Genomic DNA, 5,967 nt, shown 5'->3' with positions numbered 1-5,967 from the left:
AGCTGCTCGGGCTGACGCCGCTGTTCGACCGGATCCTCAACAGCGCCGACTTCGGCGTCGCCAAGCCGGATCGCGGGGCCTTTGCGGCGGCCCACAGAGTCATCGAGGTCGACGTCGGTCACCCGGTGGCGCGCAGCGACGTGTGGTTCACCGACGACCGGCCCGACAACGTCGACGCGGCCCTAGAGTTCGGCTGGGACGCAGAACTGTTCCGTCATTGACCCAGCCGCAGCGGGTCCGCGGGGGCGCGCGGACCCAGCTCAGCGGCATACGACATTTCCGTATGCCGCTGAGCTGGCCCCCAGCGAACGCTTGTTGAGCGCAGGGTGGCGTTCACGAGCAGACGGGGCTGTACTCGCGATCCGGCAGGTAGTCCCGCCACTCGGCCTCGGTGAGGTCCCGCCCGGCCATCTGGCACGCGGCGGCCACCCACGCGCTCGGGCGTGGATCCCAGGTCCGCACCGTTCCGTCGGCACCGGCGACAACGACCGTGCCGTCGTCCGTGAACCCGACGTCCCCGGATGGTGCCCCGACTGCGCCGATGATCGCGCCCGTGTGACCGTCCCACACGGCGACCCGGCCTTGCCCTGACGTTGCGATGAAGGCACCGTCACGGGACCACGCCATGCCGCCCCCTTCGTAGACCTCGGGGGTGACCGGGCCACTGACCCACGTCATCGTCTCGACGTCGAGCAATCGGACCCGCCCGTCCGCGAACGTGAAGATCCGACCACCGTCAGGGGAGAACTCCCCAACGCTGAGCGCGTCGTCCGTCGTCCCAATCGCCGCCCCCAACTCGCCGGTCCCGTAGTCGAACATCCGACTCCGCTCGCCCTGGGCGACCGCGTCATGGCCCTTCGGGCTGACCGCCAACCCCCCGACTGCGCCGACCCCGACCTGGATGGGCTCCCGGACCCGCTCGAGGCTCGGCACAGCGAGGACGTGGACCATGCCTGTGTTCGTGCCGACGAGCAGTGACGTGCCGTCCGGTGAGAATGCCGCGATCATCGCCGCCTCAGGCGCCAAGGACGTCCGGGCGACCTCTCGGCCAGTGGTCGCATCCCACAGTCCCACCTCCGGGGCACCGGTCGTGCTGTTGAGCAGGCGGCCATCGGGGCTCCAGACGACATCGGTGTTGGACACTGAGTTGAGGCCGAGGTCGATGCGGGGTCCGAGGCGACCCGTGGTGAGGTCCCTGACCTGGTTCACGGCGGGGTGACCGGCCCAGTGATAGGCCACCTTGGTCCCGTCGGGCGACAACCGGACGAATGGCGTGTCACCGGGACCCAACGGGTCCCCGGCGTTGCTGGGAAGGAAGCTGCGGTCACCGGTCAGGTCGAGGGCGACGAGGTTCTCGTCAAAAGTGACGTAGAGCGTTTCCCCGTCAGGGCTCAGCCCGACGTTGTTGCCAGCCAGACCCTCGTTCGCGACGATCTCAGGGGTAGCGCCGGAGAGGTCCCACACGATGACCCGGTCTCCGACGACGGCCAGCCGTCTCCCGTCGTGCGAGAGCGACAGATAGCCGGACCACGCTTGTCCATCGTAGAGATACGCGGTGGGCCTCAGAGTCGCGGTATCGACGACGACGGCCTCGGCCCCGCCCCCGACGACAAGCGTCGACGAGTCCGGCGTGAGCAGCAGCTGTCCGCTCAGCCCCCGCACGCCCAGGTCCTCTGCCGTCACGACACGACGGGTCGTGCCCTCGGGCAGGCTGGTGACGAGGATGCCGGCGTCGTCGCGTGAGTACAGGGTCCGTCCGTCCCGGGAGACAACTGGCCAGGAGAACTGACCCGTCGTCAGCGTGGCCACAGGCTGAGAGGGACGCTCGACGTCCCAGACGAGCACGGTGCCCTCCGAACCGTCCTTCGGTTGCACGCCGACCGCGAGCCAACGACCCGTCGAGTCGAAGCTGAGGTCGTGGAAGACGGTATCCGCCTCGGACAGGCCACCGAGCTGGCTCGCTGCATGGCTGCCGTCCGGGCGTAGCAGCACGACGGGCGGGGTGGCGGCGGTCCTGTGGCCAGGTTGGACTGCCGCGGCGAGCAGCTCGCCGCTCGGGCTCGCCACGACGTTGGCACCCTGGGCCGCGTCGCTGCGGGCTGTGATCGTCAGCGTGTCAGGGTCATAAACGCGCACCCCCTGCCCCAGGTGCGAGAGCGCGATGCGTCCATCCGGCAGGACAGCCATGCCGAAGGCCGGCGCAACCGTCGCCCGGACGAGGAGGGGTACTCGGCTGATCGCGTCGAGCAGGTTCGTGCGCGTCTCCACCGAGTCCTCCAGCTGCTGTCCCGCGGCGGCCAGGAGCAACGACAGGTCCATGGTCTCGACGCGGGCGGCCTCAGCGCCCAGGCGCTGCGAGTCCGATGTCAAGGCGTTGCTGCTCGCACGGTCCGCCGAGGTGAAGGCCGCGACCCCGGCGATGATGGCCACGGCGAGCAACGCGGCGGTCGCGGCCAGGGCGCCGCGCAGGCGCTGGTTGGACCGGCGGTCCTTTCGCGCCTGCTCTTCTGCGGCACGCCTCTCCCGGTCGTCGAGGGCGGTCGACGCCGTGAGGAACTCGTCCTCGACGGGCGTGAGAGTTGGGTTGGACCGTTTGCGCCACTCCGCGGCTCGCGCCAGCCGCACTCCCCGGTAGAGCTCGCTCTCCGGGCGCCCGAGCTGGTCCCAGGTGGTCGCGGCCACAGCGAGATGGCGCATGATCCGGAGCCCGTCGACGTCGTCATCGAGCCAGCCGCGCAACCGCGGCCACGCGACGGCGAGTGACTCATGGGCGACTTCCAGGCTGTCGCCGTCGCTGCTGAGCAGGCGTGCCCTGATGAGGCGCTCGGCGACGTCCTGACGCTCTGCACTGGTCAACACGTTCCTCCGCAGCACCCGCTGGCGGATCGGCGAACCCTTGTCGTCCGCGGAGACGAGGCGAACCATGAGGTCGCGCACCATGACCTGTTGCTCGCTGCTCAGCACGCGGAAGAGTCCCTCTGCCGACTGCGACACCGCGCCGCGGATCCCGCCCGTTGCCGTGTAACCCGCGACGGTCAGCGTGTTGCCCTCCCGGCGCTTCCACGTCTGACGCAGCACGTGCGAAAGCAGTGGGAGCGCCCCGGACTCACCCAGGACCTCACGGACGAGCAGATCCACCAGGCCTGGCTCGATGCGCAACCCGGCCTGCGCGGCCGGTCCCTCAATGGCCCGGCGCAGGTCGGGCTCCCGAAGTGGGCCGAGCAGGTAGAGGCCCGGCTCGACGAGCCGGGCGAAGTCCGTGTGGATGGACAGGTCTCCGAGCCGGTCGGCGCGGAGCGAGATGATCAGCTGGCTTCCCGGCCTTGCGACATGGGCGACGAGACGCTCGAAGAAGTCCGCCCGCTGCTCGGACTCCTCGGACAGGGCCAGCACCTCCTCGCACTGGTCGACCACAAGCACGTCGGCTGCCTGGGGCCGCGCGGCATCGAGCGCCGCCAACGGCAGCTGGCCCGGGGTCAAGATCGACACCCGGCGACCGTCCCGCTCGAGGGCGGCTGAGACACCGGCCCGGACCAGCGAGGATTTGCCGGACCCGGACGGCCCGACAACGGCGAGCACGCCGACCTGGTCCAGCCGGCGCAACGCCGCCCCTACGTCGGTCTCGCGCCCGAAGAACGCAGCCGCATCTCCAATGTCATAGGCCAGCAGACCGAGGTAGGGGCAGGTGGCACTCGCCGGCGTGAATGCCGCCTGGGCGACGAGTGTGGAGTCCTGACGCAGGATCGACTGCTCGAGCGCGGCCAGTTCTGGGCCAGGGTCGAGCCCCAGGTCGTTGACGAGCGCCGCACGGGCTCGACCGATCGTCTGCAGGGCGTCGGCCTGGCGCCCGGCCTGGTACTGCGCCAGGGCGAGCAGTCCCCATCGCCGTTCCCTCGTCGGTTGCTCGGCGACCAGACGACGCAGGTCCGGCACGATGTCATCGCTGTGCCCGGCCTGAAGCGCCGCCTCCCCGCGCAGTTCCTCAGCGTCGCGACGCAGCTCGACCAGTCGCTCCGCCGCAGTACGCCCCGGCTCCCACTCGGTGAGGTCGTCGAAGGGATCCCCGCGCCAGAGGGCGAGGGCCTGCTCGACGAGGTAGAGCGCCCGGTCCGGCTCTCCGGCCGACAGCAGCTCGCGCGCCCGGCTGAGGTGGTGTTCAAGGAGCTCGTTGTCCAGTTCGTCGCGATGGAGGCGGAGCCGGTAGCCGGCTGGGGTCGTCTCGATCGCCGTCGGGCCGAGGACCTTGCGCAGCCGCGAGATGCAGCCCTGCACGACCTTGGTCCACGAGGGCGGCAGGTCATCACCCCACAGTGCCTCCGCGATGGCCTCCGCCGTGACGTTCTGACCCGGCCGCACGGCGAGAGCTCCCAAGACCACGCGATCGCGTGGCCCCAGGCCGACGGTTCCCCCATCGACCTCGATAGGTCCGAGTACCCCCACCCGCATACCGCTGAATATCCTCGCGCCCCGCAGGGCGGTCAACGGGCCTGATACCCGGCTGATACCGGACTGGCGACGGCCCGTTACCGCCTCGTGGGACACCTGGTTGCGGACAACCCGTCCAGCACCGCCAAGAAGGAGATGACCACGATGAACGCACACACCACGCTCCGCCGGAGCCTCTGCGCACTTGGAGCCACAGCGGCGCTCGGGCTCGCACTGGCCAGCCCCGCGCTGGCCGAAGTCGAGCCGGGCCCGGGCGGCCGTTCGCAGACCACCACGGTCACGAAGCCGTACGAGGTGCCCGTCGACGACAACGCGCTCGAGCCGGCCCAGCTCGGCGCCGGCATCCTCGCCGGGCTTGCGCTCGCGGGAGCCGGGATGGCGGTGGCCTCCCGCCGTCGCCACGCCGCCCTGCACCCGGCGTGAATCGATTCGAGCGACATGAGTCCGTATGCCGCTGAGCCCGCTCCCCAGTGGGTACGGGCTCAGCGAGTGACCGGGTTGTCGGTCCGTTCAGACGACCCGGCCGGAGAACGTGTCAACGATGCACCCGTCGCAGTTGCGACTCGTGCCGCGAACGGTCCCGGCGCCTTCGTTGATCCCCGGGTTGTCCGAATCGATGAGCTGCCACGTGCCGGACGTCTTGCCGAACGAGTTCTCGGCGGAGCGGAAGTTCAGCTCTGCTGCGTACTGGATCAGCACATTGCCGTCCGGGCAGACCACTTCCTTGACACCGGAGAAGACGACCCGACTGGGCGAGACCTGGTTCCCCACGTTGGATATGTCGCGCACCTCCGTGCAACCCGTCCACACGCCGTCGGCCTCGATGATCGGGCTCCCGCCGGCGAACGAGGTGACCACGACGAACGTCGAGACAGGCGGAAGCGCCGCATGGGCCGGCGCGGCCGTGAGCCCGATCATCGTGGCGGCCGCGATCGCTGCGATGCGAATGTGTTTCATCGGTGTTCCCTCCCCTTGCGAATATCGCGGAACACCAGCATCCGCCGTCCGGGGCGGCACCACATCAGTGAAAACACGTACGTCACGACTCCACGGAAAGGATCATGTCCGCATGGACGACCCGCCAGTCGTCAGCATCGTCAATGAGGCCGACCACCCCATTCGTAGCGCGATCCAGCTCACCGATCGCGAGCTGGACGTCCTCCGCCGGGTGGTGTCCGGGGAGCGGAACCGCGACATCGCTGCGGCCCTGCGCATCTCGCCTCGCACCGTGGAGGCCCATGTGTCGCATATCCTCCAGAAGCTCGGAGCCAGGTCCCGCTCGGGCGCCGGCTGGCACGCGGTGCAGCTCGGCCTGGTCACGATGGAGGACCTCACCGCGATCGAGATCCCGTGGCCGACCGGCACGGGAGGCCAGGCGCGTGTGGGAGCGGGCTGAGCGGCATACGACAGGAGTGCCGAACGCGCGACATACCGCGCGTTCGGCACTCACTGAGGTGGCACTCACCCCAACGTGAGGGACTCCCCGGCCGGGTCGAGGTCAACCGTGACCGTCTGGCCGTC

The 5,967-nt window shown here is 69.8% G+C and carries 4 protein-coding genes and 1 pseudogene; 3 read left to right on the top strand and 2 right to left on the bottom strand.

The genetic code is table 11. The annotated features are described in order from the left end of the window. A pseudogene (locus tag ABF401_RS20330) lies at window positions 1–221 on the top strand (hypothetical protein); the annotation flags it as partial. Window positions 222–333: 112 nt separating this feature from the next. Here ABF401_RS20330 and ABF401_RS20325 read toward each other — a convergent pair. Continuing rightward, the gene (locus tag ABF401_RS20325) at window positions 334–4,446 is read right to left on the bottom strand and encodes an nSTAND1 domain-containing NTPase (protein ID WP_353511414.1); all 4,113 of its coding nucleotides are present in this window, start codon (window positions 4,444–4,446) and stop codon (window positions 334–336) included. Window positions 4,447–4,590: 144 nt separating this feature from the next. Here ABF401_RS20325 and ABF401_RS20320 point away from each other — a divergent pair, with 144 nt between their 5' ends. Continuing rightward, window positions 4,591–4,869 carry a hypothetical protein gene (locus tag ABF401_RS20320; RefSeq protein ID WP_353511413.1) on the top strand — a complete coding sequence of 93 codons (279 nt, stop codon included), beginning with the start codon at window positions 4,591–4,593 and terminating at the stop codon, window positions 4,867–4,869. Between the two features lie 87 nt (window positions 4,870–4,956). Here the strand turns inward: ABF401_RS20320 and ABF401_RS20315 are convergent, their stop codons facing one another. Next, the gene (locus ABF401_RS20315; protein ID WP_353511412.1) at window positions 4,957–5,403 is read right to left on the bottom strand and encodes a hypothetical protein; all 447 of its coding nucleotides are present in this window, start codon (window positions 5,401–5,403) and stop codon (window positions 4,957–4,959) included. A gap of 112 nt (window positions 5,404–5,515) precedes the next feature. Between ABF401_RS20315 and ABF401_RS20310 the strand changes: the two genes are divergently transcribed. After that, on the top strand, window positions 5,516–5,842 hold the full coding sequence (locus ABF401_RS20310; protein ID WP_353511411.1) for a response regulator transcription factor: 327 nt from the start codon (window positions 5,516–5,518) through the stop codon (window positions 5,840–5,842). Window positions 5,843–5,967: the final 125 nt, after the last annotated feature.

Source organism: Intrasporangium sp., assembly GCF_040414665.1.
Classification (GTDB): Bacteria; Actinomycetota; Actinomycetes; order Actinomycetales; family Dermatophilaceae; genus Intrasporangium.
Note: the sequence above shows the minus strand (reverse complement) of the source record. Positions and strands in the feature narration are given on the sequence as shown.